The following is a 26,137-nucleotide window of genomic DNA, read 5'->3' as shown; positions in this document are numbered from 1 at the left end:
GTAGCCATGTCGTTCTGTGAGCCAAGGAGTTGGTAGAATGTTTTGTCTTCCTAAGACCGCTTGGCCTCCGACTCGCGTCGCTCAAGCGCATCCGGCAGATCGCCGACATCGTGATTCCCGGGCATGACCCGGACGTCGTGCCCGGCTCGGCAGGCCTGCGCCTGCCGCCTTCGGCGCGCGTGCCGCATGTCGAGAACACGTCGGGCTAGCCGGACGGAACGTTAATCATCGCAGCAGCAGATAGCAGCGGTAAGTGCATCAGCAAACGCAGCAGCAGGCAGCAGCAGGCAGCACCAGAGGCAGGCACGGCAAACAACCACAGCCGAAGAAAACACAACGTAAGAAACACAACCTTTGCAGGATCTGGAGGCAGACATGAACGTTTTGACGCACATCCCTGGTTGCGCGTGGCGGCTGCTACGCGGCGCCGCGCTCGGAGCGACGCTCACCGCCGCGTGTATCGGCGGGCTCACGCTCTCGCAGAGCGCCGCGGCCGCCGGCAAGTACAAGATCTTCCTGTCGATGAGCTACGTCGGCAACGATTGGCAGACCGAAGCGGCCAACATGATCAAGGCGATGGCCGCGACACCCGCGCTGAAGGACAAGGTCGACCTCGAAGTGCAGGTCGCCGGCACCGATGCGCAAAAGCAGATCCAGCAGATCAATTCGATGGTGCAGGCCGGCGCGAAGGCGATCGTCATCTACCCGATCTCGCCCACTGCGCTTAATCGCGCGATCAGGAACGCATGCTCGAAGGGCGTCGTGGTCGTCGCATACGACGGCGAAGTGACCGAGCCGTGCGCGCACAACGTCGCGATCGACCAGCATCAGGCCGGCACCGTCACGGCCGAATGGCTCGCGAAAACGCTGAACGGCAAGGGCAATATCGTGATGATCACAGGCGTGCCGGGCACGTCGGTGGACCGCGAACGCACCGAGGCCGCGAAGCAGGTATTCGCGAAGTATCCGGGCATCAAGGTCATTGCCGAAGGCACCGGCATGTGGAGCCAGGCGACCGCGAAAACCGAGCTCTCGAAAATTCTCGCGACGAACAGCTGGGACAAGATCGACGGACTGTGGATGCAGGTCGGCTGCTTCACGGCCGCTTCGATGCAGCTCGACGCCGGCATCGCCGACGACAGGATCAAGCCGTGCGCGGGCGAATCGTCGAACGGCCACCGCGTGCAGATGCTGCCGCCTGGCAGCGTGAAGGGCGAAGGCGCGTATCGCGCGATCGGCTACCGCTCGATCTCGTACGGCGCACCGCCCTATTCCGGCGCCATGGCGCTCAAGCTCGCGGTGCAAAAGCTCGACGGCAAGGACTTCCCGGCACGCGTCACGCTGAAGCTGCCGCTTGTCGAAACCCCGCAATCGAAGCTGTGCCAGAGCGGCTCGATCGACGAATTGCGCGCGGGCTGTACCGCGTTCCCGCCGGACAAGGTGCCGCCGGGCTGGTTCGCGGACATCTACTCGGAAGAGACGCGCGAAGTCGGCTTCAATGCGGCGCTGCACGGCAAGCCTGACTGACCCCGGCAGCACCATTGCGGCATGCCCGCGCAAGCGGGCATGAAGACGCAAAACCTCGCAAGGCCTGGATGCGCGCCGCGCGCACCAGGCAGTCACGGAGTCCAAACGATGACGGTCATGACCGAATCTCGCGAAGCCCGCGCGGATCACTGGGCGATCGACGTCGCGAACGTCACGAAACGCTTTGGCGCAACGGTCGCGCTGAACGATGCATCGTTTCGCGTGCGGCGCGGCGCGGTGCATGCGCTGCTCGGCGAGAACGGCGCGGGCAAGTCGACCACGGTCAAGCTGCTGTCGGGCCTGATCCGGCCCGACGAAGGCCGCATCGCGATTCTCGGCCGCGACGTGCAGATGCGCGAACCGAAGGACGCGCATCGCGCGGGCGTGCAGACCGCGTTTCAGGAGATGACGCTCGTGCGCGACCTCACGGTCGCGCAGAACCTGATGCTCGGCGCCGAGCCGTCCGGACCGCTTGGCTATATCAAGCGTGCGGAAGCGCAGCGCCGCGTGACGCAGTGGCTCGACAAACTCGAACTGACCGACGTCCGCCCCGGCGCATACGTACGCGATCTTGCGCTGCCGGTGCGGCAAAAAATCGAAATTGCGAAGGCCATGGTGCGCGATCCGCAGGTGCTGCTGCTCGACGAGCCGACCTCCGCGCTGTCGGGCCGCGACGTCGCGTGGCTCGCGCGCCGTATCGAGGAAATGAAGGCGCGCGGCGTCACCTTCGTGTTTATTTCGCACCGCATGCAGGAAGTCCGCGAGTTCTGCGACAGCCTGACGATCTATCGCAACGGCCGCGACGTCGGCGCGTTCGAAACCCGGGATATTTCAGACGACGAGGTGATCCGCCTCGTGATCGGCCGCTCGATGGAAGCGAAGTACCCGCCGAAAGCGCCGCCCGTGTTCAGCGCGCCCTCGCCCGCGCTCGAGTTGCGCAACGTGCGCGTCGACGGCGTCGTCGAGGACTTCAATCTCACGCTGAAAGCCGGCGAAGTGCACGGCATCGCGGCGCTGCAAGGCATGGGACAGCGCGAGCTGTTCGAGGCGCTGTTCGGCGCCGAGTATATCGATCAAGGGCAAATGTTCGTCGACGGCAAACCCGTCACGTTGACGTCGACGGCCGATTCGCTGAAAGCCGGCGTTGCGACGAGCCTGCTGCCCGAAGATCGCAAAACCGAAGGCCTGTTTCTGCGCCTGCCGGGCGGCGAAAACATCTCATTGCCGGTCATCAGCCGCTATACGCGCTTCGGCCTGATCGACCGCAAGCGCGAACGCGCGGCGATCGAACGCGTGCTCGCGCAGATGGAAGTGAATCCGCGCGCTATCTACAAGCCGTGCCTGTCGTTTTCCGGCGGCAACCAGCAAAAGATCGCGATGGCCAAGTGGCTGCTGACGCAAAGCCGCGTATGGCTGATGTTCGACCCGACGCGCGGCATCGACGTCGGCACCAAGCATCAGATCTTCGTGCTGATGCGCGCGTTCGCGGCGGCCGGCGGCGCGGTGCTGTTCTATTCGACCGACGTGCCCGAACTCGTCAACGTCTGCGACCGCGTGTCGGTGATGTATCGCGGACGCAACGTCGCCGAGCTCGACGGCGACCTGCTGACCGAAGAAAACGTGATGCGCAGGATGCTGGCTAGCTGAGCCGACACCGCAGCCCGCCCTTCAGGTAACAAGGAACCATCATGAGCAATGCAATCGCCTCTCCCGATAGCGAAGTCGTGCGGCCCGGCGCGCGCATCGGCATCGGCGCCCGCATCGATCACTACCGCGGCCTGATCATCGCGATCGGTGCGCTCGTCGCGATGCTGATCGCGTGGGTCGCGCTGTCCGCGACGCCGGTCGGCCTGTACGACATCGGCTCGCTGATTTCGAGCGCGGCCACGCTTGCGCTCGTTGCGATCGGGCAGACCATCGTCGTGTTGAGCGGCGGCTTCGATCTGTCAGCATCGGCCGTGCTGTCGCTCGCGAACGTGCTCGCGGTGCGCTTCGTGCACGGCACGCCGGTCGAACAGTGGGCGGGCGCCGCGCTGATCGTCGCGATCGGCGGCGGCGTCGGTTTCATCAACGGCGCGCTGATCGCGTGGTTCCGGCTGCAATCGATCGTCGTCACGCTCGCGACGATGTTCATGGTGCAAGGCCTCACGCTGTTGATCCAGAACAAGCCCGGCGGCAGCGTCGGCGACCAGTTTTCGGGCTTCGTCACGTCCGATCTGATTCCGGACAAGCTGCCGATGTCGGCCGGCATTCTGATCGCCGCGCTGCTCGTGTGGGGATTTATCCGGCGCACGCGTTTCGGCGTCGGCCTCTATGCGATCGGCAGCGAACCCGATAGCGCGTATGCGAACGGCGCGCCGGTCACACGCTATCGCATCACGACCTATGTGATCGCGGGCATGTTCTACGCGCTTGCCGGCCTGTACGTGTCCGCGCAAACGGGCTCGGCCGATCCGCTCGCCGGACGCCCGCTGCTGCTGTCGATGTTCACCGCGGTCGTGCTCGGCGGCACGTGGCTCGGCGGCGGACGCGGCGGCTGCGTCGGCACCGTGTTTGCAGCGATGACGCTGATGGTGACGGTCAACATCCTGCTCGTGCTCAACGTGTCCGCGTTTTTCACGACCATCGCCGAAGCGCTGATCCTGATTTTCGCGGTGCTCGGCTCGTCGATCGGCAAACAGTCGGCCGCGCACGAATGCGCACGGCACGCGCTGCAATGGTTCAAGGCGTGGCGTACCGGCACACGTGCGCAGAACGGACGCGATGGAAGCCATGGAGGCGACGGACAAGGCGGCGCGCGCCGCGTCGCGTTCGAGGTGGCGGACTTCAAGCCGATCGCGAACACCGAACTGTCCGGGCGCTGGCTGACCGACTGGATCGAACGCAATCGCGAATGGGCGAAGTACATCGTGCCCGCGTATCTGCTGTTTTTCGGCGTCGTGGTGGTGACGGGCTTTGTGTACGGACCGGCCGTGCTCGTCAGTTCGAACTTCTACAGCAGCCTGCTCACGCTCACGTTGTTCCTCGCGATTCTCGGTTTGGGCCAAGGCGCGGTGATTCTGACCGGCGGTCTCGATCTGTCGGTGCCGTGGCTGATCACGATGTCGGGCGTGCTGCTCACGGGCTTCACGCATGGCGTCAACGAAGCCGCATGGTGGGCCGTGCCGGCCGTGCTGGCGGTCGGTCTCGTGGTGGGCCTTTTCAACGGCATCGGTGTCGTCGTGCTCGGCTTGCCGCCGATTGTCGTCACGCTCGCGGCGAACGGCCTGCTGCAAGGCATCACGCTGATCTACTGCAACGGCTCGCCGCAAGGCTGGGCGCCGTCCGCGATCAGCAGCTTCACCAACGACCGCGCAGGGCCGCTGTCGCTCGCTGCATGGAGCGTGCCGCTCGTGCTCGCGGTCGCGCTGCTGCTGTTGCATCGCACCGCCTTCGGCCGGCGCGTCTACGCGGTCGGCAATTCGCCCGTGGCGGCGAAACTGTCGGGCGTGCGTGTCGGCGCGACGCTCGTGGCCGTGTACTGCCTGTCGGCGCTGTGCTCGGCGATCGTCGGCGTGCTGCTCGCGGGCTTCAGCAGCCAGGCGTTTCTCGGCATGGGCGACCCGTATCTGCTGCCGTCGATCGCCGTGGTGGTGGTGGGCGGCGCACTGATTACCGGCGGCCGCGGTCACTATCTCGGCGTGTTCGGCGGCGCGCTGCTGCTCACGGCGCTCGGCACGCTGCTCGCGGGCACCACGGTGCCGCCCGCGGTGCGCGACATCATCAACGGGCTGGTCGTGCTCGCGGCGGTGATTACCTTGCGCGACCGGAAGGGGTAACGCCGGAGAAGACGCAAGCAAGCCACTCATGACAACGAGGCGATCGATGGCAAATCCGAAGCAATCGAACAGAACGGTCGGACACGGCGGCGGCAAGCCCGCCGGTCCCATTGCGATCATCGGCACGGGCCGGATCGGCCGCGCATGGGCAATCGTCTTCGCGCGCGCGGGCTTGAGCGTCACGCTGCACGACGCGGACCGCGCGATGCTCGACAACGCGGTGCCCGCGATTCGCGACAGTCTCGCGGACCTCGCGCGCTTCGACCTGATCGATGAAACACCCGACGACGTCGCCGCGCGCATTGCCCCGTGCGCGACGCTATCCGACGCCGTGCGCGACGCCGAACTCGTGCAGGAAAACATTCCCGAACAGCTCGACGTGAAGCGCGCGATGTTCGCGGAACTTGACCGCCTGACGCGCCCCGATGCCTTGCTCGCCAGTTCGACCTCCGCCCTGCCTGCATCGACCTTCACCGAATCGCTGGCGGGGCGCGCACGCTGCTTCGTCGCGCACCCGGTCAATCCGCCGTCGCTCGTGCCGCTCGTCGAGCTTTGCGGCGCGCCGTGGACATCGGCCGACACGCTGACGCGCGCCCGCGCGCTGTATGAAGCGGTCGGCCAGAAGCCAGTATTCGTCGAAGGCGAGATCGCGGGCTTTCTGCTGAACCGCCTGCAAGGCGCGCTGCTCGACGAGGCGTTGAGCCTCTACGAACAGGGTTATGCGAACGCGGCCGATCTCGACACCGTGATGCGCGACGGCCTCGGCTTGCGCTGGTCGTTCATGGGCCCGTTCGAGACGATCGATCTGAACGCGCCCGGCGGCGTCGCCGATTACGCGCACCGCTACGGCGGCCTTTACAAAGGCCTCGCGCGCGAACGGATGCCGTTCGACTGGTCGCCGGAGACGATCGCGAAACTCGAAGCCGAGCGCGAAGCGCTTTTGCCGCGTTCGGATATCGAAGCGCGCAGCCGCTGGCGCGACCGGCGCCTGATGGCGCTGCTCGCGCACCGGCGCAAGGATGATCGGGACGAAGGTCGTTAACCGTAGCGCGGGCAACGTCCTGGCAACGACCCGACAACAACCCGACAACGACCCAACAACAACCCGACAACAACCCGACAACGACCCGGCAATAACCCGCCAGAAGCCAGAAACAATCGAGGCAAACCCGCCCGCCAACACCGAACGATGGAGACACTGATGATCGAAACCCGCCTGCTGGTCGACGCCAACAACCATCTGGGAGAAGGTCCGCTGTGGGACGTCACGGAGCAGCGGCTGTACTGGATCGACAGCACAGCCGCCGAAATCTACCGCTGCCGTGCGGACGGCAGTGAGGTCGAGCGCTTTTTCGTGCCGACGCATATCGGTTCGATGGCGCTTTGCGAACATGGCGGTGCGGTCGTCGCGCTCGCGAACGGTCTGCACTTCTACGATTTCGACGCGCAGACGGTGCGGCTCATCGCCGACCCTGAAAGCGACGATCCGGAAACGCGCTTCAACGACGGCAAGGTCGACCGGCGCGGCCGCTTCGTCGCAGGCACGATGGCCTACGACTTCGACCGTTACGATGCCGATCGCGGCCAGCGTCCGACGCGCAGCGGCGGCCTCTATCAACTCGGCACGGACGGCAAGCTCACGTGTCTCGATCGCGGCATCAGCTGCTCGAACGGCCCGTGCTGGAGTCCCGATAACCGCACGCTGTACTTCACCGACACTTACGACCGGCTCATGTACGCCTATGACTACGATATCGAAACCGGCGCGGCGACGAACCGCCGCGTATTTGCGTCGGCGCGCAATATGGCCGGCACGTTCGACGGCGCGACCGTCGATGCGCAAGGCTATGTCTGGAGCGCGCTCGTTTTCGGCGGACGGATTCTGCGCTTTGCGCCTGACGGCTCGATCGACCGCATCGTGCCGGTTCCGGTGCGCAATCTGACGAGCGTGATGTTCGGCGGCCCGGATCTCGACGTGCTCTACGTGACCTCGATGGGCCGCCCGATGTGGGGCATTCCGCAAAAGGAACGCGAGCGCGGCGGGCTGTTCGCCGTAACCGGGCTCGGTGTGAAAGGCTTGCCGGAGCCGCGCTACGCTGGTTGAAGCGGAGCTGACGCTGAGTTAAAGCGGGGCCGGAGCGGGGCCGGAGCGCAGTCGATCGAGCTTGCGGCGGCGCGCCCGACGCGTCCGGCAAACACGCGCCGCATCCTACATTCTGCTTACGTCGATTGACCGAACCACTTCGGAACCACTTCGCATTTCGACAGCGCGTTCCCGGCTCGCTGGTTAGAATAACCGGCAACCGGGCGCCCGGCCCGAACGGCACGGCGCACCGCCTGAACGCAGGCGGTGCGCCGTGCCAGTCGAATATAAGGAGACATGCGATGTGGTTCGTCGGAAAAAGCGAGCTTCTCTCGCTGATCGAACGCAATTGCCTCGAAGAGGTGATGCCGGCTTTCAGCGATCACCGCAGCCTGCGCAAGAACGCGCTCATCTATCGGCCCGAGGAGCGCAGCGAATACGTGTATCTGCTGAAGGTCGGGCATGTGCGGCTCTATCGCCTGACCGAAGACGGTCAGGAAATCACGCTGTCGTTCATCAAGGCCGGCATGATTTTCGGCGATGGCGACGTGCTCAACGAAGCGAACTACTCGCACTACGCGCAAACGCTCGCCGAAAGCCGCATCTGCTATATCCGCAAGGCCGACTTCAAAGACCTGCTCACGCGCTACGACGCGATCAACCAGTTCGTGCTCAGAAGCCACCACCAACGCTGGCAGGAAGCGCAAAAGCTGATCGAAAACCTGTCGCTGCACGACGTGCGCAAGCGCCTCGTCAATATCCTGTCGATGTTCGCGACGCAGATCGGCACGCCGTTCGCGCACGGCGAACGCGCGGGCGCGGTGCTAATCGACCTGTCCATCGCGCAGGACAAGCTCGCGGAATTTATCGGCACGTCGCGCGAATCGGTGAACCGGCACTTCAGCGATCTGAAGGCCGAGGGCCTCGTCGATACGCATGAGCGCAAGATCGTGCTGACGCCGGCGTTCGTCGCGCAGTTCCTGCCGGGGCTGGCAGCGCCGGCCGCCGCTGCCGTCACGACCGCGCATGGTGCGAGCGTCGTCGGAACAGCGGCAACGGCCGGAATCGCGGCGAAACCGGCCAATCAGGACCACGCGTACAAGGCGCCGCTGGTGCGGGCCTGAGGCCACGTTTGCCGACGCGCCTCGCCCGGTCCCGCTCACCGGCCGGCACGCCTCAGCGCGTGTGCTGCAACGCTTCGATCAGCATCTTCACGCCGCTTTGCGGGCTCGACAGCACCGGCACGCGCGTATTGCCAAGCGAAGGGACGAGCCTCGCCATCGACACCTGCGCGAGCACCACCACGTCGACTTCATCCGCAAGCCCGACGATGGTCTGCTTCAGAATCTCGTCGTGCCGCGCGGTATCGCCCGCGAGCAGCGCCTCGAACGCCTCTTCCGCGACGCGCTCGATTACCGTCACCTCGCGCTTCTGCTCGGCCGCCTTCTTGCGAATCAGGCGCACGGTCGGTTCGAGCGTCGTCTTCACGGTCGCCACCACGCCGATGCGCTTGCCGATGCGGCTCGCTTCGAGCGCCATCGCTTCGTCTACCTTGACGATCGGCGTGCGGATGATGCCGCGCAACTGATCGACCGCCTCGCCGACCGACGAGCACGCGTTCAGGATGTAGTCGGCGTTCATCGCCTGCGCGTTCGACATGTACGAGTACATGCGCTGCGTCACTTCGGGCGTCAGATGGCCGGCTGCGCGCACGTCGTTCAGCAGGCTGTCGTCGACGATATTGATCACGCGCGCGTCGGGCAGCTGATCCTTGAATTGGTCCTTGAGCGGCTGCACCGTTACCGGGCCCGTATGCACTACGACAATCGTGGTCATCTTCGTTCCGTCTCCGTTTGAAAATCCATTGCGTGGCGGCGCTCGCTACGCGCCGCGCGATCGTCAAACGCGCTAGGCCGTTGCCGCCGCCATCACGCGCTCCTGCGACGCCTCTGCACGCTCGAACACGCCGTTCAACCGCCCTTCGCGCACGACGAGAATCCGGTCGCTGATGGCGAGCACTTCCTGCAAATCCGACGAGATCGCGATAATCGCAATCCCCTGCGCGGCAAGCCGCCCGAGCAGCGCATGCACTTCCGCTTTCGCGCCGATATCGATGCCGCGCGTCGGCTCGTCGACGATCAGCACGCGCGGCTCGCGCGCGACCCACTTCGCGAGCACGACCTTCTGCTGGTTGCCGCCGCTCAGATTGATCACCTTCTGCTCGATCGTCGGCGTCTTCACGCCGAGCGTGCGCACGAACTGGCGGCAACGCTCGTCTTCGGCCGCGCGCCGCACGAACTGGAACGGCGCATACGTTTCGAGATGCGTGAGGCTGAAATTCTCGCGAATGCTCATGCCGGCCACGAGTCCCTGCCCTTTGCGATCTTCCGTCACGAAACCGATGCCGTGCATGATCGCGTCGTGCGGCCGCGCGATCGACACTTTCCTGCCTTCGATGAGTATCTCGCCCGTGCACGGCCGCATGCCGAAGATCATCTCCATGATCTCGGTGCGCCCCGAGCCGACGAGGCCCGCGATGCCGAGAATCTCGCCGCGATGCACGGCAAAGCTGATTTCGCGAATCCGCGCCGGCGATCTGTCGCGCGTGCGCAGCGACAGATCGCGCACTTCGAGCACGACCTCGCGCGTCGCATGCGATTCCGACACCGCATACAGGTCGCTCAGCTCGCGATCGACCATCTTGCGCACGAGCCACTCGCGCGTGACTTCGGCGATCGGCGCACTGCCGACCGTCGAGCCGTCGCGCAGCACGGTGACGCGATCGGCCAGTTCGAACAGTTCATCGAGCCGATGAGAAATATAGACGATGCCGATATTCTGCGTGCGCAGCCGCTTGATCAGGTCGAGCAGAATGCGCGTCTCGTGATGGCTCAGCGACGCGGTCGGCTCATCCATGATGATGATCTTCGAATCGCAGGAAATTGCCTTCGCAATCTCGACCATCTGCTTCTGGCCGACGCTGAGTTCGCTGACCGGCGTGCGCGGGTCGAGCGCCATGCCGATCGTATCGAGCAGCGCGCGCGCCGCGTCGTTCATCTTCGCGCGGTCGATCAGACCGAGGCGATTGAGCGGCTCGCGCGCGAGAAAGATGTTTTCCGCAATGTTCAGGTTGTCGACGACCGACAGCTCCTGATAGATGATACCGATCCCGAGTTCGCGCGCGTGATTGCCGTCGCGCAGCGTCACGGGCTCGCCATCGATGCGGATTTCGCCAGCTGCGTCGCTACCGCGCTCGCCACCCGCATCGGGCGCGAGCACGCCCGTGAGGATTTTCATCAGCGTGCTCTTGCCCGCGCCGTTCTCTCCGGCGAGCGCGAGCACTTCACCGCGCGCGACCTCGAGCGTGACGCGGTTAAGCGCGCGCACGCCGGGAAACGTCTTCGAGATATCGCGAACTTCGAGGAACGGCGTCATCAGATGCCCCTGTTTCGGCGAGCGACTGCGCCGGGTTACCCGGCGCAGTCGGTTTGCGCGGTTACTTCGCGCGGTTATTTCGCGCGGTTATTTCGCGCGGTTATTTCGCGCAGTTATTTCGCGCAGTTATTTCGCGCAGTTATTTCGCGCAGTTATTTCGCGCAATTATTTCGTATAACTGCCGAGATTGTCCTTCGTCACGACAGTCACGCCGGTGTCGATATCCTTGGCCTGCGTCTGCGTGCCCTGAATCTGCGCCACGAGGTGATCGACCGCGAGCTTGCCCATTGTCACCGGCCGCTGCACCATGATGCCCTGAATCGTGCCGTCGCGAACGCCCTTCACGGTATCGGGCAGATCGTCGAACGCAAGCACTTCGAGTTTGCCCTTCATCGAACCGAATTCGCGCGTATCGAGCACTTTCGCGACCGCCGGGCCGCCGACCTGGCTCACGCCGAAAATACCCTTCAATTGCGGATGCGCGCGCAACGTCGTTTCGACGACCGACACGCCTTTCGCGAGATCGTCGTCGGTGCCCTGCGTTTCGACGATCTTGATGCCCGGGTATTTCGCGAGCCCCTGCTTGATGCCGGCAATCCGTTCGTTGAGGTTGACGGCACCGAGTTGCCCCGTGACGATCGCGACGTCGCCTTTGCCGTTGAGCGCCTTCGCCATCGTTTCGGCCATCGTTTCACCGGCCGATACATTGCTCGTGCCGATATACATCGACCGGCCGCTTTTCGGCGAATCCGAATCGTACGTCAGCACCTTGATGCCGCTCTTTTCCGCGCGCTTCATCACGCTTTCGACCGACTTCGGCTCGTTGACCGAGATCGCAATGCCGTCGACGTGCTTCGACATCAGATCTTCGATAATCTGCACCTGCGTCGAGCCCTGTGTGTTCTGCGGCACGACCCATTGATACTTGACGCCGAGCTTCTTCGCTTCGGCTTGCGCACCGTTGTTGCAGTCGTCGAAGAAAGGCACGGCGACCTTCGGGATCACCGCGATCGATATGTCTTTCGCGTCTTTCGCATGGGCCGCGCTCGTGCCGAGCGCGAGAATTGCCAGCACGCTCTGCGCGAGTGCCGCGCGTAGCAGTTTCGGTTGCATGATGTCGTCTCCAGATTTTGTCGGTCGCTTATAGGTCAGTCATGGGTCAATCATCGGTCGTTCAACAGTTGCTCTTTGCTCGTCTGTCAGGCGCACGGTACGCGCGAGCTCGCCCGGTTCGTCTGCTTATCGCCCCTTGCGGCGCAGCCTCCAGATGTCGATGCTCACGGCGATCAGGATCACGCAGCCCGTGATGGTCTGCTGCGCGTAGGTGTCGATATTGAGCAGCACCACGCCGTTCGTGATGATGCCGGCCAGCGCCGCGCCGATGATCGCGCCCTCGACGCTGCCCGCGCCGCCCGACAGGCTCGCGCCACCGATCGCGGCGGCCGCGATCACGTCGAGTTCCGCACCGAAGCCGGCCGCCGGTTCCGCCGAGACGAAGCGCGAAAAGCTGATCACGCCGGCGAGCGCCGCGATTGCGCCGGACAGCGCATAGACGATGAACTTCACGCGCGCGGTGCGCACGCCGCTCAGCAGCGCCGCCGTTTCGTTGCCGCCCGTCGCATAGACGTGCCGGCCAAAGCGCGTGCGCCGCATCACGATCGAAAAGCACACGGCCAGCACCGCCATCACGACGACCGGAAACGGCACGAAGCCGATATAGCCCTGACCGATATACGTGAAACTGTCGGGTACATCGGGCGTGACCGGCACGCCTTTCGTGATGATGTACATGAGGCCGCGGCCGATGCTCAGGGTGCCGAGCGTCGCGATGAACGGTGGCAACTGGATACGCGTCACGAGAAAGCCGTTGAACGCGCCGACGATCACGCCGGTCAACAGGCCCGCCGCGACCGCCGCGAAGGCGCCGAGGCCATGCTGGAACGACAGCGCGGTCACGAGCGACGAGAGGCCCATCACCGAGCCGACCGACAGGTCGATGCCGCCCGTGATAATGACGAGCATCATGCCGACGGCCATGATCGCGGTCAGCGAAAACGAGCGGAACACGCCCATCAGATTGTTGGTCGTCAGGAAATACGGCGAGAACAGGCTGATCAGCACACCGACGAGGATCAGCACCGCGAGAATATTGAGCTCGCGGATGCGCAGGCCCGCGCGCAGCATCGCAAGCGGCGCCGGCACAGCGGGTGCTTCGGTTTTCGACGGGATGGCTCTCAACGGATGTCTCCTCGCTGTCGCTCGGTCTTGTGCGGTTCGGCGCTTCGGTGTCGGCTTCGAGGTCGGCTCTGAGCGCTGCTCCAGGCCTCGACACCGCGATGATCTTAGGTGCATACCGCGCCAGGAAACTGTGACGGGCGTCATACAAACCCATTGGGGTTGTCCCGGGGCCAACTATGACGTCCGTCACAGCCGGTTCGCCAGGAACTCGCTAAGCTTCGGGTAAGGTCCGGACCGCGACGTGCGCGCGAAAATGCACGCGAACCGCGGGTCCGGCCCCGCCAACATCCTTACAAGGAGCAAACCGCATGACGAAGCGAGTGGTAGTGACCGGCGGCAGCGGCCTCGCCGGCAAGTGGGTCGTCGAGAATCTCGTCGAGCACGGCTACGAAGTGATGAACCTCGACCGCGTGCCGATGGCGAAGCGCACGGCGCGCACGCTGATCACCGACATCACCGACGCGGGCCAGGTGTTCAACGCGCTCGCGTCGAGCACTGCGCCGGCGGAATTCGTCGACGACCTCGAGCCGAAGCCGATCGACGCGATCGTCCACTTCGCGGCGATTCCGCGCATCATGGTGACGCCCGACAACGAAGTGTTCCGCATCAACGTGATGGGCACGTACAACATTCTCGATGCGGCGTCGAAGCTCGGCATCCGCAAGGTGATCGTCGCGTCGAGCGAAACGACGTACGGCGTCGTGTTCGCGCACCGGCATCGCAACCCGCAGTACTTTCCGCTCGACGAAGACTATCCGGTCGACCCGATGGACAGCTACGCGACCTCGAAGGTCATCAACGAAGTGACCGCGAAGGCGTTTCACGCGCGCACGGGCTCGGACATCTATTGCTTCCGTATCGGCAATGTGCTCGATCCCGAGGACTACGCGAAGTTCAACAAGGAATGGCTCAAGGACCCGGGCATGCGCAAGCGCATCGCGTGGAGCTACATCGACGGGCGCGATCTCGCGAACGCATGCCGCCTTGCCATCGAGAAGGACGGGCTCGGCTTCGAGGTCATGAACATCGCCGCCGACGATGTGTCGTCCGATGTGCCGAGCGCCGAACTGATCAAACGCTACTATCCGGACGTGCCGGTCAAAAAGAAGCTGGGCGAGTTCGAAACGCTGCTCAGCAATGAAAAGCTGAAACGCCTGCTTGGCTGGAAGCAGCAACATTACTGGCGCGACGAGGCGAAGAAGCACTCGGCTTAACGCGTGTTTCGACCGCGTTTCAGGCGCGTTTCAGGCGCTCCGACCCGCCGACCCAACGGGTAAGCGGCGTTTCAGATCACTGTCCCTCCTGCGGGGCGCGCTTTACTACGAAGCGCGCCCTTCTTTTTTGTATCGCAATGTATCCGGCCGCAATACGGATACGCGAACGCACGCCTCGAGCGCCGCTTGACGGCATTTGCGCGGCTGTCGCGCCTCAATCCGGACATCAGCCAGATACGTGTTTGCGTTCCAATGCGTGCACGTACAACGCTTCTGGATCTCGTCATGCGGATACCGACCTGCCTCGCGCATGCCGCGCTTCTTGTTTCAGGCATCGCCGTCACCGCTCACGCCGCGCCCGGGCGCGCGTGCAGCGTCGCCAGTCCCGCGCATCGCGTCGCGCTCGTCGAGCTCTATACGAGCGAGGGCTGCAACAGCTGTCCGCCCGCCGATAACTGGCTGAGCCAACTGAACCGCACGCGGCATCGCGACGCGGTCGTGCCGCTCGCGCTGCATGTCGACTACTGGGACAACGCCGACTGGCGCGACCGTTTCGCGCAACCCGCCTTCACCGCGCGGCAGAAGTATCTGAGTTCGAAGGGCGGCTCGCATATCGTCTATACGCCGGCGGTGTTCGTCGGCGGTGAGGAGCTGCGCGGCTGGTCCAGCGATACGGGCTTCGGCGCGCGCGTGGAGCAGCTCGACGCGCAGCCGGCGCCGGCCGACATCCGCATCGGCGCGCAATCGTCGGCGTCGGGCATGGTGGCATTCGACGCGCGTATCGATGCGCGCACACCGCTGCCGAGCGACGCATTCGCATACGTCGCGGTCTACGAAGACGGGCTGAAAAGCGACATCAAGGGCGGCGAGAACGCGGGCGCAACGCTGCATCACGATCGCGTGACGCGCAACTGGTTCGGGCCGGTGCCGGTCGTCGGCGGCCATGCGCGGCTCACGGGCAGCTACGCGATTGCGCCGTCGGCGAAGCAAGGCGTGGTCGCGTTCGTCGAGCGCGCGTCGACAGGCGAAGTGCTGCAGGTCGCCGAGTTGGCTCGCTGCGATGAAGCCGGTGCGACCGCGGCGACCGCAAATAGCGCCGGCCCCGCTGGCGGCGGCGCAAACGGCACGGCCCGCGCCGAAGACGCTGGCCCGGTACGATAAAGGTCGACGCCTCGCGGCATCGCGCGCGTTTCGTCTGCGTTTCGCCTGGCCTGCGGTTCGCCTGGGTTTGACTCGCTGTGACTCGCTGTGACTCGCTGCGACTCGGGTTTGACTCAGGTTTAACCGTTACCTGGCAATCCACATCGATGGATAGCTTATGCAACATCAGAACATCAGCAAAAGAAGGAGTTCGAGTGAAATGTTCCCGAAGTGGCCTCGTCGCCACGTTGCTGCTGTCGCTTGCGTCGACGACGCCGTTCGCTGCAAACGAGACTCGCGATGCGCCTGCCGCAGCGGCGTCGCCGATCTACGGCGTCACGATTCCGCACGGCTATCGCAAGTGGCAGTTCGTCGCGCCGGCCGAGGAGGCCGATCCGCTCGACGAACTGCGCATCGTGCTCGGCAATCCGACCGTGATGAAGGCGCTCGAGAAGAACACGCTGCCGTTTCCGGACGGCTCCATACTCGTGAAGCTCGCGTGGAAGCGTGTGCCCTCTACTGAGTTCGGCCCGGCCTCGGTACCCGGCGCCGCGACGACCGTACAGGTGATGGTCAAGGATTCGAAGCGCTATCGGGACTCGGGCGGCTGGGGTTTCGGCCGCTTCATCGACGGGCAGCCGGCCGATCTCGCGCAACACCAGACCTGCTTCGCTTGCCATCAGGCGCGCGTGAAGAACCACGATTTTGTGTTTACGCGGCTTGCGCCGTAATGGTCGTTCGCGACGAACGTGCGGCAAAAAAGCGGCGATAGAAAAAACAAAGCCCCGACGAATTCGTTCGGGGCTTGTTTTGCTTTGAAGTTTTGCTTCGAAGTTTTGTTTTAAAGCCGTGCTTTATGTGCTTTGAAGCCGTGCTTTTGAAGCGGTACTTCTTTGACTCTGTCTGCTGACCTGTAGTGGTGGAGGTAAGCGGGATCGAACCGCTGACCTCTTGCATGCCATGCAAGCGCTCTCCCAGCTGAGCTATACCCCCTTGCAGAACAGAAGCGAGATTTTAGACATCAAATCCCGCTTTGTAAATACCTTTTGTATCGACAGTAGCGGCGCCTCAACCGCGCGCCTTGCCGATCCGGCTCACCACTGTCTCGCGGCCGAACAGCATCAGCACGCTGTCGATCGACGGTGTATGCGTCGTGCCGGCCACGAGCAGGCGCACCGGCATCGCAAGCTGCGGCATCTTGAGCTTCTGCGACGCGAGCACGGCCTTCATTGCCGCCGCAATCGCTTCCTTGCTCCACTCGACGGTCTGCAGCGCGTCGGCGAGTTCGGCCAGCGCCGGACGCACCGCATCGGTCACGTGCTGCGCGAGCGCTTCGGGTTCCGGACTCGGTTCGCGATAGAACATCGCCGCGTTGGCCGCGATTTCCTTCACCGTCGACGCGCGGTCCTTCATCAGACCGATGACGGCGGGAAGATCGGCGCCGTTGGCTAGCGTCGCTTCATCGATGCCGAGTTCCGCGAAGAACGGCTTCGCGAGGTCGGCAAGGCGCGCGTTGTCCGCTTCCTTGATGTAGTGGTTATTCAACCAGTTGAGCTTGTCGTGATCGTATTGCGCCGGCGATTTGCCCAGATGCTCGAGGTCGAACCATTCGATGAACTGCTCGCGCGAAAAGATTTCGGCGTCGCCGTGCGACCAGCCGAGGCGCGCGAGATAGTTGAGCACCGCTTCCGGCAGATAGCCGGCATCGCGGTAGCCCATCACGCTCATCGCGCCGTGGCGCTTGCTCATCTTTTCGCCCTGCTCGTTGAGCACGGTCGGCAGGTGCGCGTAGACCGGCACTTCGCCGCCGAGCGCGCGCAGGATATTGATCTGGCGCGGCGTGTTGTTCACGTGATCGTCGCCGCGAATCACATGCGTGATGCGCATGTCGAGATCGTCGACGACCACGCAGAAGTTGTACGTCGGCGTGCCGTCCGGACGCGCGATCACGAGGTCGTCGAGTTCCTCGTTCGAGATCTCGACGCGCCCCTTCACCGCATCGTCCCACGCGACGGTGCCCGTCAGCGGATTACGGAAGCGCAGCACGGGCTTCACGCCCTCGGGGGGCGTGGGCAGCACCTTGCCCGGTTCGGGACGCCACGTGCCGTCGTAGCGCGGTTTCAGGCCCGCGAGACGCTGCCGCTCGCGCAACGCATCGAGCTCTTCGGTCGACATGTAGCACGGGTACGCAAGCCCCTTCTCCACCATCTGCTGCAGCACTTCGCGATAGCGATCCATGCGCTGCATCTGATAGAACGGGCCCTCGTCGATATCGAGGTCGAGCCACGCCATCCCTTCGAGGATTGCGTCCACCGAGGCCTCGGTCGAACGTTCGAGGTCCGTGTCTTCGATACGCAGAATGAACACGCCCTTCGATTTGCGCGCAAACGCCCACGGATACAACGCGGAGCGGATATTGCCGAGGTGGATGAAACCGGTCGGGCTCGGCGCGAACCGGGTGCGGACCGTCGTGTTGGCGGAGGTACTGGCGGCGGTATCGGCGGGGGTGTTCATGAGGGCAGTCACGGTGGAGCTCGCGGGGCGGCGAATCAAATGCGAAGACGCGAATTATACCTTTGCCGTTCGATCACGATTGGATACGTGTCTCGCCGATCTGTCGCACGCCGAACGCTTTGCTTTATGATGTGCGCGCCGCGGCCCGCACGCATGTCGCGGCTGGAGAATTCGTTGAAACAGTCCTCGCCCCGTCTTTCGCGCCGCCACTTTTCGCTGGCGGCGGCTTCGGCCGTCCTGAGCGCCTGCGCGCTGCCCGGCAGCAAGCAACCCGAACCCGTCAAACCGTCCGACAGCACCGCGGCGAATCCGTCACCGGTCGCGCCGCCGCCCGTCGTCAGGCCACGGCCGCTGCGCGTCGGGCTCGCGCTCGGCGGCGGCGCGGCGCGCGGCTTTGCGCATATCGGCGTGATCAAGGCGCTCGAAGCGCGCAACGTCGAGGTCGATCTCGTATGCGGCACGAGCGCGGGCTCGGTGGTCGGCGCGCTATACGCGTCGGGAATGAACGGCTTCGCGCTCAATCGCCTCGCGTTGAAAATGGATGAAGCGTCGCTCAGCGACTGGGCCATGCCGTTTCGCACGCGCGGCTTTCTGCAAGGCGTCGCGCTGCAGAACTACCTGAACACGACGCTCGATAACCGGCCGATCGAAAAGATGGCGAAGCCGCTCGGTGTCGTCGCGACCGATCTGAAAACCGGCCAGCCCATCCTGTTTCAGCGCGGCAATACCGGCGTTGCGGTGCGCGCATCGTGCAGCGTGCCGTCGCTGTTCGAGCCGGTGAAGATCGGCGTGCACGAGTACGTCGACGGCGGCCTCGTAAGCCCCGTGCCGGCGTCGTTCGCGCGCAAGATGGGCGCGGACTTCGTGATCGCGGTCGATATCTCCGCACGCCCCGAAACAGGCCTGACGGACAGTTCGTTCGACGTGCTGATGCAGACTTTCACGATCATGGGCCAGACCATCAAGGCCTACGAGCTCGACAAGTACGCCGATATCGTGATTCGCCCGAATCTGGCGGCGATGAGCAGCAGCGACTTCGGGCAGCGCAATGCGGCGATTCTCGCCGGCGAGGAAGCGGTCGCGAAGATCATGCCGGAACTACAGCGCAAGCTTGCGGCGAGCCGCGTGGCGGTATGAGACGGCCAGAGGCGCGAGGGTCATGAGCGCCGCCAAGGGATGTGTTTCGAATAAACGCCGCATCAAATCGAAAGGCCCGCTGCCGGTCGATTCCGGTCAAGCGGGCCTTTCGTCATTCGGACGGCCATTCCAACCACGGCCGCCGGAGCACCGACAGCCGTCATACCGCAATTAGTTGCTGCCGCCGATCGTCGCGCTCACGCGCTGACGAAAATCCTGCTGCTGGTCGGGTGAGAACGACGTCTCGACGCGGCGCGCGCCGGTAAAGCGCTTTTCCCAATACGCGTCGTCCATGTCGTCGACGCGGATCGTGCTGCCCGTCGACGGCGAGTGCACGAACTTGTTGTCGCCGATATAGATGCCCACGTGCGAGAACGTGCGGCGCATCGTATTGAAGAACACGAGATCGCCCGGCTTCAGATCGGTCACGCGAACCTTTTCGCCGACGCGGCTCATTTCCTCGGCGCGGCGCGGCAGCGCGAGACCGAGCGTGTCCTGGAACACGTAGCGCACGAAACCGCTGCAATCGAGCCCGGAATCCGGCGAAGAGCCACCCCAGCGGTAGCGCACGCCGATCAGGTTCAACGCGCCCACGACGACGTCGCCAGCCTTGCCGGCGACGCCCGACAGGAACGAGCGTGCACCGCTCGTACTCGACGACGCGTCAGACGAAGCAGACGAGGACGACGAAGCCGATGCGGCCGGCGCGTTGCTCGGCGAACTGCTGGAAGGAACGGAGGGAATCAGGAAATTCGATCCGGCGCCCGAGAAACTGGTGGGCGTCGAAAATGCGGCATTCTGGTTAAAGCTGCTTACTTCGTCGGCAAACGTGCCGGAAGCTGCCACCATCAGTACGCCAATGAACATCCCGGCGACGACGCGCGTACAAGCCTGGGGTAGAGATCGGTGCTGCATTGGTCGGTAGTTTTTGCCTAAAAATCAGAGAACTAGGAAAAAAGTTTGGTCGATACTAGCCAGTAAGTATTCGAGTGTCAAAAGGAATAGAAAAAAACAATTGAGAAAGACATACAATTGGTTACAACAGTGAATTTTCACCACCAGACGCCGCGTTCAGCAGCTTTCGGGTGTAAGGGTGCGATGGCGACGCAAAAATTTTCTCAACGTCGCCGCTCTCGACTATCGATCCGTTTTTCATGACCGCGACGCGATGCGCCATCGCGCCGATCACGGCCAGATCGTGACTGATGAATATAAAGCCGAGGTTATATTTCTTCTGCAAACCCGCCAGAAGCTTCAATACCTGCTGCTGGATCGACACGTCGAGCGCGCTCGTCGGTTCGTCGAGGATCAGAATGCGCGGCTCGACCACGAGCGCCCGCGCGATCGCGATGCGCTGCCGCTGACCGCCCGAAAACTCGTGCGGATACCGGTACAGCGCGGTGCGGTCGATGCCGACCTCGCGCAGCACCGACACGACCTTCTCGCGGCGCGACGCCGCGTCGAGCTGCGGCTGATGCAGCGCCAACCCTTCGCCGACGATCCGCTCGATCGTGTAGCGCGGCGACAGCGAGCTGAACGGGTCCTGAAACACGACCTGCAGGTTCGAGCGCAGCGCGGTCTTTTCGCGACCGCGGTAGCTCGCGAGCGCTCTGCCCTGAAACTCGATCGCGCCGCGCGTGACGCGCTGCAGGCCGAGCAGCGCCATCGCGAGCGTCGACTTGCCCGAGCCCGATTCGCCGACGATGCCGAGCGTCTCGCCCTGGCGCACCGTGATCGTCGCGTCGTCGACCGCGCGAAAGCGGCCCGAGCGGAACCAGCCGGCCATGCCCGGCAGCTTCGTCCTGAAGTCGACCGACACCTCGCGCGCATCGAGCAGCACCGGCGCGATCGGCAGCACCGGCACCACCGTGCGCTGCGGGCGGCTTTCGAGCAGCCGCTGCGTATACGGGTGCTGCGGCGAGCCGAACACCTGCGCGACGGGCCCGCTTTCGACCAGCACACCCTTCTCCATCACCGCGATGCGTTGCGCGAAATGGCGCACGAGGTTCAGATCGTGCGTGATCAGCAGCACGGCCATCCCGCGCTTTTGCGCTTCCTCGCGCTGCAGTTCGAGCAGCAGTTCGACGATCTGCGCGCGGATCGTCACGTCGAGCGCGGTGGTCGGTTCGTCGGCAAGCAACAGGCGCGGTCGGCATGCGAGCGCCATGGCGATCATCGCGCGCTGCCGCTGCCCGCCCGACAACTGATGCGGGTAGCTGTTGACGCGCTTGCCGGGCTCGTCAATGCCGGTGCGCCCGAGCAGTTCGACCGCGCGCTTGCGCGCCTCGGCGGCCGACACGCCATCGTGCAGCACGATGGTTTCCGCGATCTGCTCGCCGACCGAATAGAGCGGGTTTAACGCCGTCATCGGTTCCTGGAAGATCATCGCGATGTCGGAGCCGCGCAGGCCGCGCATCGCGCGTTCGCTTTTCGCGAGCAGGTCTTCGCCATCGAAGCGGATCGCACCGCTCGTCTGCGCATCCTGCAGCAAACGCAGGATGGACAGCGCCGTCACGGTTTTGCCCGAACCCGATTCGCCGACCAGCGCGACGCGTTCGCCGCGCGCGATCGACAGCGAGACGTCGCTGACCGCGACGGTATCGCCGAAGCGCACGTTCAGGTGTTCGATTTGCAGCAGCGGCGCGTCGGTCTCATGCCGTTCATGCCGCTCATCGCGCTCAAGCGGCTCGCGCGGGTTTCGCATCGCGTCGCTCACTGGTTGCCTCCGGCGCGCATCGCATCGGAGAGACGCGTATCGAGCGCATTGCGCAGCGCGTCGCCCATGAACGTCAGAAGCATCAGCGTGACGACGAGCACGCAGAACGTCGACATCGAGATCCACCATGCGTCGAGGTTCGCCTTGCCCTGCGACAGCAGTTCGCCGAGACTCGGCGTCGGCGGCGGAACGCCGAGGCCAAGAAAATCGAGGCTCGTCAGCGCGAGGATCGCACCGCTCATGCGGAACGGCAGGAACGTGATGACGGGCGTCAGGCTGTTGGGCAGTACATGGCGCCAGATAATCTGCCAGTTCGACAGCCCCATCGCACGCGCGGCGCGCACATAGTCCTGCTGGCGATTGCGCAGAAACTCCGCGCGCACGTAATCGGACAGACCGATCCAGCCGAACAGCGACAGCAACACGATCAGCAGAACAAAACCCGGCTCGAAGATCGACGCGAAAATGATCAGCAAGTACAGTTCCGGCAGCGCGCTCCAGATTTCGATCAGCCGCTGGCCGACAATATCGGTCCTGCCGCCGAAAAAACCCTGCACGGCGCCCGCCAGCACGCCGAGCACGGTGCCGATCAGCGTCAGCACGAGCGCGAACTCGACCGACACGCGAAAGCCGTACACGAGCCTCGCGACCAGATCGCGGCCCTGCGCGTCGGTGCCGAGCCAGTTGGCGCGCGACGGCGGCGCCGGGTTCGGCACCTTTGAGAAATAGTTCAGCGTGTCGTAGTAGTACGGATTCGGCGGATAGACCGCGAAGTTGCCGTTCAGCTCGAAGCGGTGCCGGATGTACGGGTCGAGATAATCGGCGGGCGTCGGAAAGTCGCCGCCGAACGTGGTTTCCGGATACGTCTCGAAAAGCGGGAAATACAGGTGGCCGTCGTAGCGGACCACGAGCGGCTTGTCGTTACACCACAGCGGCGCCGCGAGGCTCGCCGCAAACGCGACGATAAAGACGACGAGACTCCAGTAACCGAGCCGCTGCTTCCTGAAGCGCGCCCACACACGGCGCGCGGGCGTCGGCGAGACGAATGCGCGCACCGGCGTGTCGCGCGAAATCGGTTCGGCATCGGTACGGACGCGGTTCAAGTCAGCGCTCCAGTTGTTCGAATTGAATGCGCGGGTCGACCCACACGTAGCAGAGATCTGAAATCAGCTTCGTGACGAGACCGATCAGGGTGAACAGGTACAGCGTGCCGAGCACGACCGGATAGTCGCGCCTCGTTACCGATTCGTACGAGAGCAGGCCGAGCCCGTCGAGCGAGAACAGCGTTTCGATCAGCAGACTGCCGGTAAAGAACGCGCCGATAAACGCCGCCGGGAAACCGACGATCAGCGGCAGCAGCGCATTGCGAAACACGTGCTTCCACAGCACGCGGCGCTCGGACAAGCCCTTCGCGCGCGCGGTCAGCACATACTGCTTGCGGATTTCGTCGAGAAACGAGTTTTTCGTGAGCATCGTGACGACGGCGAAACTGCCGACCACCGAAGCGACGATCGGCAGCGTGATATGCCACAGATAGTCGAGCACTTTGCCGACGAGGCTCAACTGGTCCCAGTTGTCCGAGGTCAGATTGCGCAATGGAAACAGTTGCAGAAAGCTGCCGCCGCCGAACAGCACGAGCAGCAGCACGCCGAGCACGAAACCCGGGATCGCGTAACCGATCAGCACGATAAAGCTCGTCGCGACGTCGAAATGCGAGCCGTTGCGCACAGCCTTGGCGATGCCGAGCGGGATCGATATCAGATAGGTCAGAAAGAACGTCCAGAGGCCGATGCTGATCGACACGGGCAGCTTCTGCACGATCAGCGACCACACGCTCTGATGGCGGAAATAGCTTTGCCCGAGATCGAAACGCGAGAAGCGCTTGAGCATGAGCCAGTATCGCTCGAGCGGCGGTTTGTCGAAACCGTACAGCGCCTTCAGTTGCGCAATCTGCTGCGCGTCGACACCGCTATGCGCGCGCAGCCCGAACGGCGTGCCGCCTTCCGCGCTGCTGCGGCGCAGTTCGTGCACGGCCTGTTCGACCGGGCCGCCCGGCACGAACTGGATCACGATAAACGTAACAGTTAGCACGCCGATCAGTGTCGGGATCATCAGCAACAGACGTTTGAGGATGTAGCTCCACATGGCGGCGATCCGGTGTGGTAAGGCAGTCGATCGAAAGACGTTGCGACGCTGTGGCGAAAGACAGGCGTCGCGCTGCGTTAGTGCGAGGCTTGCGCCGCTTGTTCCACCGCTTGTTCCACCGCTTGCTGCACGGGCCGTTGCGCCGCTTGCGGCGGCGCGAACCACCACATCGACACGATCCAGCCTTCCGCCGAATAGTACAGCGGCAAGGTTTTCGGCCACGCGAGCCCGCGCTTGAACGCAACACGATGGGTCGCGCTATACCACTGCGGCACGACATAGTAACCATGCATGAGCACGCGGTCGAGCGCGTGCGTCGCGTCGCTCAGTTGCTCGAGCGTCTGCGCGCCGACGAGCGCGCGCAGAATCGCATCGACGGCCGGCGACCTGAGGCCTATCAGGTTGCCCGAGCCGGGCTCCATGGCGGCCTTGCTGCCGAAGCGGTCGACCATATCGGAGCCGGGCACCTGCGTATCGGGATAACGCAGTGTCGTCACGTCGAAGTCGAATGCGTCGAGGCGCTTCTGATAAACGGCGAAGTCCGCCACACGCATGCGCACGTTGATGCCGAGCTTTTGCAGGTTACGGACATACGGTGCAATGACGGGTTCGAAACTCTGCGCGGAACCGGAGTCGTCGAGAATCTCGAATTCGAACGGCTCGCCCTTCGCATTGCGCAATGCGCCGTCGCGGTAGGTCCAGCCCGCTTGCGCGAGCAGCTCGCGCGCCTTCAGCAGATTGGCACGCAGCGAACCGGGCGGATCGGTATCGGGTTGCACGGGCGGCAAACCGAATACCGAAGGCTCGAGTTGCGCGCGGTACGGGTCGAGCAGCTTCAGCTCGCCTGGCGACGGCAATCCTTTGGCCTGCCAGTCGGTGTTGACGAAAAAGCTGTCGATGCGCTTGTACTGGTTGTAGAACAGTTGCCGGTTGAGCCACTGGAAGTCGAGTGCGAGATCGAGTGCCTCGCGCACGCGCACGTCCTGAAAGAGCGCTCGCCGCTGGTTCAGGATAAAACCCTGCATGCCGGTGCCGTTGTGCTGCACAAACTCGCGCTTGATCAGTTCGCCGTCGTAGAACTTCTTGCCGACGTCACGCCGTACCCAGCTGCGCGCGACGTATTCGACGAGCGCATCGTACTCGCCGGCCTTGAACGCTTCGAGCCGCGCGGTCGGGTCGCCGTACAGCTTGTACTGGATGCGATCGAAATTGAACATGCCGACGCGCACCGGCAACTTCGCGCCCCAGTAGTTCGGATCGCGTTTGTAGGTGATGTTGCGGCCATTGTCGTACTGCTCGATCAGATATGGCCCGCTGCCGATCGGCTTTTCGAAGGCGAGCTGATCGAACGCCACTCGGCTGCCGTCGGGCCTCACACCCCACTTGCGCGAAAACACCGGCATGCTGCCCGCCAGAAGCGGCAGTTCGCGGTCGCGCTGCTTGAACTCGAAGCGGATCGTGGCCGGGTCGAGCACCACCGCACGCGCGATTTCGGCGAAATACGCGGCGTATTGCGGCGCCGCTTTGGGGCTCTTCAACGTATCGAACGAGTACTTCACATCGTCGGCGGTCACCGGGTCGCCATTCGAAAAGTGCGCGTGAGGATTGATGTGGAACGTGGTCGACAGCCCATCGGGCGCGACGGCGATGTCGTCAGCAAGCAGGCCGTAGGCGGAGGCGACTTCGTCGGAACTGCCCGTGGTCAGGCTCTCGAACAGCACGTCGATGCCGGGCGCCGCATTGCCGCGCAGCGTGAACGGATTGAACTTGTCGAAGCTCGTCTGCCGGCCCGGATTCGCGAGCACCAGCGTGCCGCCTTTCGGCGCATCGGGGTTCACATAATCGAAGTGTTTGAAGTCCGGCGGGTATTTCGGCTGGCCGTATTGCGCGATCGCGTAGGCCGCGAATGCCGATGGGGTGAAGAGAAGCAAAGCGAACAACAGCAATGCGCCCTGCTGTTTCGTAAACCGCGCAATGCCCTTCTCCTCGAACAGCAAACGCAACACGATGCGCACCGGCGCGCGAACGGGTTCAAGCCATCGTGAGTCGAGCGTCATGGTGCCTTGTTCGAAGAAAGTGCTGGACGTGCAAAGCGCGGTACCGGGCTCGGTGCCCGCGCGGTACCGGCGCCGTATCCCGTGTGAATCAAGCCTGGATCAAGCGCCGATCT

The 26,137-nt window shown here is 63.9% G+C and carries 21 protein-coding genes and 1 tRNA gene; 11 read left to right on the top strand and 11 right to left on the bottom strand.

All coding sequences use genetic code 11. The features are described from left to right. Positions 1–29 precede the first annotated feature (29 nt). The 7 genes from QYH69_RS24925 (at position 30) to QYH69_RS24895 (ending at position 8,552) form a co-directional block, all read left to right on the top strand. Positions 30–209: a hypothetical protein gene (locus tag QYH69_RS24925; protein WP_308834394.1), complete on the top strand. Its 180-nt coding sequence runs from the start codon at positions 30–32 to the stop codon at positions 207–209. 166 nt (positions 210–375) lie between these two features. Further along, entirely contained in the window at positions 376–1,527 is a 1,152-nt protein-coding gene (locus tag QYH69_RS24920; protein ID WP_308834393.1) for a sugar ABC transporter substrate-binding protein, read from the top strand. A gap of 117 nt (positions 1,528–1,644) precedes the next feature. Beyond that, the gene (locus tag QYH69_RS24915) at positions 1,645–3,174 is read left to right on the top strand and encodes a sugar ABC transporter ATP-binding protein (protein ID WP_308834392.1); all 1,530 of its coding nucleotides are present in this window, start codon (positions 1,645–1,647) and stop codon (positions 3,172–3,174) included. Positions 3,175–3,215: 41 nt separating this feature from the next. Beyond that, positions 3,216–5,345 carry an ABC transporter permease gene (locus tag QYH69_RS24910; protein ID WP_308834391.1) on the top strand — a complete coding sequence of 710 codons (2,130 nt, stop codon included), beginning with the start codon at positions 3,216–3,218 and terminating at the stop codon, positions 5,343–5,345. Positions 5,346–5,391: 46 nt separating this feature from the next. Continuing rightward, complete coding sequence (locus QYH69_RS24905; RefSeq protein ID WP_308834390.1) at positions 5,392–6,387, top strand: 3-hydroxyacyl-CoA dehydrogenase; 996 nt, start codon at positions 5,392–5,394, stop codon at positions 6,385–6,387. A gap of 159 nt (positions 6,388–6,546) precedes the next feature. Then, complete coding sequence (locus QYH69_RS24900; protein WP_308834389.1) at positions 6,547–7,449, top strand: SMP-30/gluconolactonase/LRE family protein; 903 nt, start codon at positions 6,547–6,549, stop codon at positions 7,447–7,449. 281 nt (positions 7,450–7,730) lie between these two features. Beyond that, positions 7,731–8,552, top strand: a complete 822-nt coding sequence (locus tag QYH69_RS24895) for a Crp/Fnr family transcriptional regulator (RefSeq protein WP_308834388.1) — start codon at positions 7,731–7,733, stop codon at positions 8,550–8,552. Positions 8,553–8,604: 52 nt separating this feature from the next. On the opposite strand, the gene QYH69_RS24890 is transcribed toward QYH69_RS24895, so the two are convergent. The 4 genes from QYH69_RS24890 to QYH69_RS24875 form a co-directional block, all read right to left on the bottom strand. Next, a complete protein-coding gene (locus QYH69_RS24890; RefSeq protein ID WP_308834387.1) occupies positions 8,605–9,264 on the bottom strand; it encodes an aspartate/glutamate racemase family protein in 660 nt (219 codons plus the stop codon). 72 nt (positions 9,265–9,336) lie between these two features. Further along, on the bottom strand, positions 9,337–10,863 hold the full coding sequence (locus tag QYH69_RS24885; protein WP_308834386.1) for a sugar ABC transporter ATP-binding protein: 1,527 nt from the start codon (positions 10,861–10,863) through the stop codon (positions 9,337–9,339). Positions 10,864–11,028: 165 nt separating this feature from the next. Continuing rightward, the gene (locus QYH69_RS24880; protein ID WP_308834385.1) at positions 11,029–11,976 is read right to left on the bottom strand and encodes a sugar-binding protein; all 948 of its coding nucleotides are present in this window, start codon (positions 11,974–11,976) and stop codon (positions 11,029–11,031) included. Between the two features lie 126 nt (positions 11,977–12,102). Then, complete coding sequence (locus QYH69_RS24875) at positions 12,103–13,101, bottom strand: ABC transporter permease (RefSeq protein ID WP_374992492.1); 999 nt, start codon at positions 13,099–13,101, stop codon at positions 12,103–12,105. 308 nt (positions 13,102–13,409) lie between these two features. Between QYH69_RS24875 and QYH69_RS24870 the strand changes: the two genes are divergently transcribed. The 3 genes from QYH69_RS24870 (at position 13,410) to QYH69_RS24860 (ending at position 16,186) form a co-directional block, all read left to right on the top strand. Beyond that, a complete protein-coding gene (locus tag QYH69_RS24870; RefSeq protein ID WP_308834384.1) occupies positions 13,410–14,315 on the top strand; it encodes an NAD(P)-dependent oxidoreductase in 906 nt (301 codons plus the stop codon). Positions 14,316–14,600: 285 nt separating this feature from the next. Next, complete coding sequence (locus QYH69_RS24865; protein ID WP_308834383.1) at positions 14,601–15,476, top strand: DUF1223 domain-containing protein; 876 nt, start codon at positions 14,601–14,603, stop codon at positions 15,474–15,476. 146 nt (positions 15,477–15,622) lie between these two features. Continuing rightward, positions 15,623–16,186: a cytochrome P460 family protein gene (locus QYH69_RS24860; RefSeq protein ID WP_308834382.1), complete on the top strand. Its 564-nt coding sequence runs from the start codon at positions 15,623–15,625 to the stop codon at positions 16,184–16,186. A 186-nt stretch (positions 16,187–16,372) separates the two neighbouring features. Here QYH69_RS24860 and QYH69_RS24855 read toward each other — a convergent pair. Together QYH69_RS24855 and gltX are read right to left on the bottom strand one after the other, a co-directional pair. Beyond that, positions 16,373–16,448: transfer RNA gene (locus QYH69_RS24855), tRNA-Ala, on the bottom strand. 75 nt (positions 16,449–16,523) lie between these two features. Then, positions 16,524–17,969 (bottom strand): glutamate--tRNA ligase, encoded by a 1,446-nt coding sequence (gene gltX / locus QYH69_RS24850; RefSeq protein ID WP_308834381.1) that lies wholly within the window; start codon positions 17,967–17,969, stop codon positions 16,524–16,526. Positions 17,970–18,095: 126 nt separating this feature from the next. Between gltX and QYH69_RS24845 the strand changes: the two genes are divergently transcribed. Further along, positions 18,096–19,106 carry a patatin-like phospholipase family protein gene (locus tag QYH69_RS24845; protein WP_374992491.1) on the top strand — a complete coding sequence of 337 codons (1,011 nt, stop codon included), beginning with the start codon at positions 18,096–18,098 and terminating at the stop codon, positions 19,104–19,106. A 171-nt stretch (positions 19,107–19,277) separates the two neighbouring features. On the opposite strand, the gene QYH69_RS24840 is transcribed toward QYH69_RS24845, so the two are convergent. The 5 genes from QYH69_RS24840 to QYH69_RS24820 form a co-directional block, all read right to left on the bottom strand. Continuing rightward, a complete protein-coding gene (locus QYH69_RS24840) occupies positions 19,278–20,021 on the bottom strand; it encodes a C40 family peptidase (RefSeq protein WP_308834379.1) in 744 nt (247 codons plus the stop codon). A gap of 121 nt (positions 20,022–20,142) precedes the next feature. Next, the gene (locus QYH69_RS24835) at positions 20,143–21,810 is read right to left on the bottom strand and encodes a dipeptide ABC transporter ATP-binding protein (RefSeq protein WP_308834400.1); all 1,668 of its coding nucleotides are present in this window, start codon (positions 21,808–21,810) and stop codon (positions 20,143–20,145) included. Positions 21,811–21,818: 8 nt separating this feature from the next. Further along, a complete protein-coding gene (locus tag QYH69_RS24830) occupies positions 21,819–22,925 on the bottom strand; it encodes an ABC transporter permease (RefSeq protein ID WP_374992490.1) in 1,107 nt (368 codons plus the stop codon). A 1-nt stretch (position 22,926) separates the two neighbouring features. Continuing rightward, on the bottom strand, positions 22,927–23,967 hold the full coding sequence (locus QYH69_RS24825) for an ABC transporter permease subunit (RefSeq protein WP_308834378.1): 1,041 nt from the start codon (positions 23,965–23,967) through the stop codon (positions 22,927–22,929). Between the two features lie 77 nt (positions 23,968–24,044). Next, positions 24,045–26,024: an extracellular solute-binding protein gene (locus tag QYH69_RS24820; RefSeq protein ID WP_308834377.1), complete on the bottom strand. Its 1,980-nt coding sequence runs from the start codon at positions 26,022–26,024 to the stop codon at positions 24,045–24,047. Positions 26,025–26,137 lie beyond the last annotated feature (113 nt).

It is taken from the genome of Paraburkholderia sp. SARCC-3016 (assembly GCF_031119615.1).
GTDB lineage: Bacteria > Pseudomonadota > Gammaproteobacteria > Burkholderiales > Burkholderiaceae > Paraburkholderia.
This window is presented reverse-complemented; position numbering and strand designations above follow the sequence as displayed.

Excerpts from the sequence above, each read along its gene's own strand:
- QYH69_RS24920 (WP_308834393.1), top strand. The coding sequence starts at position 376 with ATGAACGTTTTGACGCACATCCCTGGTTGCGCGTGGCGGCTGCTACGC.
- QYH69_RS24915 (WP_308834392.1), top strand. The coding sequence starts at position 1,645 with ATGACCGAATCTCGCGAAGCCCGCGCGGATCACTGGGCGATCGACGTC.
- QYH69_RS24910 (WP_308834391.1), top strand. The coding sequence starts at position 3,216 with ATGAGCAATGCAATCGCCTCTCCCGATAGCGAAGTCGTGCGGCCCGGC.
- QYH69_RS24905 (WP_308834390.1), top strand. The coding sequence starts at position 5,392 with ATGGCAAATCCGAAGCAATCGAACAGAACGGTCGGACACGGCGGCGGC.
- QYH69_RS24900 (WP_308834389.1), top strand. The coding sequence starts at position 6,547 with ATGATCGAAACCCGCCTGCTGGTCGACGCCAACAACCATCTGGGAGAA.
- QYH69_RS24895 (WP_308834388.1), top strand. The coding sequence starts at position 7,731 with ATGTGGTTCGTCGGAAAAAGCGAGCTTCTCTCGCTGATCGAACGCAAT.
- QYH69_RS24890 (WP_308834387.1), bottom strand. The coding sequence starts at position 9,264 with ATGACCACGATTGTCGTAGTGCATACGGGCCCGGTAACGGTGCAGCCG.
- QYH69_RS24885 (WP_308834386.1), bottom strand. The coding sequence starts at position 10,863 with ATGACGCCGTTCCTCGAAGTTCGCGATATCTCGAAGACGTTTCCCGGC.
- QYH69_RS24880 (WP_308834385.1), bottom strand. The coding sequence starts at position 11,976 with ATGCAACCGAAACTGCTACGCGCGGCACTCGCGCAGAGCGTGCTGGCA.
- QYH69_RS24870 (WP_308834384.1), top strand. The coding sequence starts at position 13,410 with ATGACGAAGCGAGTGGTAGTGACCGGCGGCAGCGGCCTCGCCGGCAAG.
- QYH69_RS24865 (WP_308834383.1), top strand. The coding sequence starts at position 14,601 with ATGCGGATACCGACCTGCCTCGCGCATGCCGCGCTTCTTGTTTCAGGC.
- QYH69_RS24860 (WP_308834382.1), top strand. The coding sequence starts at position 15,623 with ATGGATAGCTTATGCAACATCAGAACATCAGCAAAAGAAGGAGTTCGA.
- gltX (WP_308834381.1), bottom strand. The coding sequence starts at position 17,969 with ATGAACACCCCCGCCGATACCGCCGCCAGTACCTCCGCCAACACGACG.
- QYH69_RS24845 (WP_374992491.1), top strand. The coding sequence starts at position 18,096 with ATGATGTGCGCGCCGCGGCCCGCACGCATGTCGCGGCTGGAGAATTCG.
- QYH69_RS24840 (WP_308834379.1), bottom strand. The coding sequence starts at position 20,021 with ATGCAGCACCGATCTCTACCCCAGGCTTGTACGCGCGTCGTCGCCGGG.
- QYH69_RS24835 (WP_308834400.1), bottom strand. The coding sequence starts at position 21,810 with ATGCGAAACCCGCGCGAGCCGCTTGAGCGCGATGAGCGGCATGAACGG.
- QYH69_RS24825 (WP_308834378.1), bottom strand. The coding sequence starts at position 23,967 with ATGTGGAGCTACATCCTCAAACGTCTGTTGCTGATGATCCCGACACTG.
- QYH69_RS24820 (WP_308834377.1), bottom strand. The coding sequence starts at position 26,024 with ATGACGCTCGACTCACGATGGCTTGAACCCGTTCGCGCGCCGGTGCGC.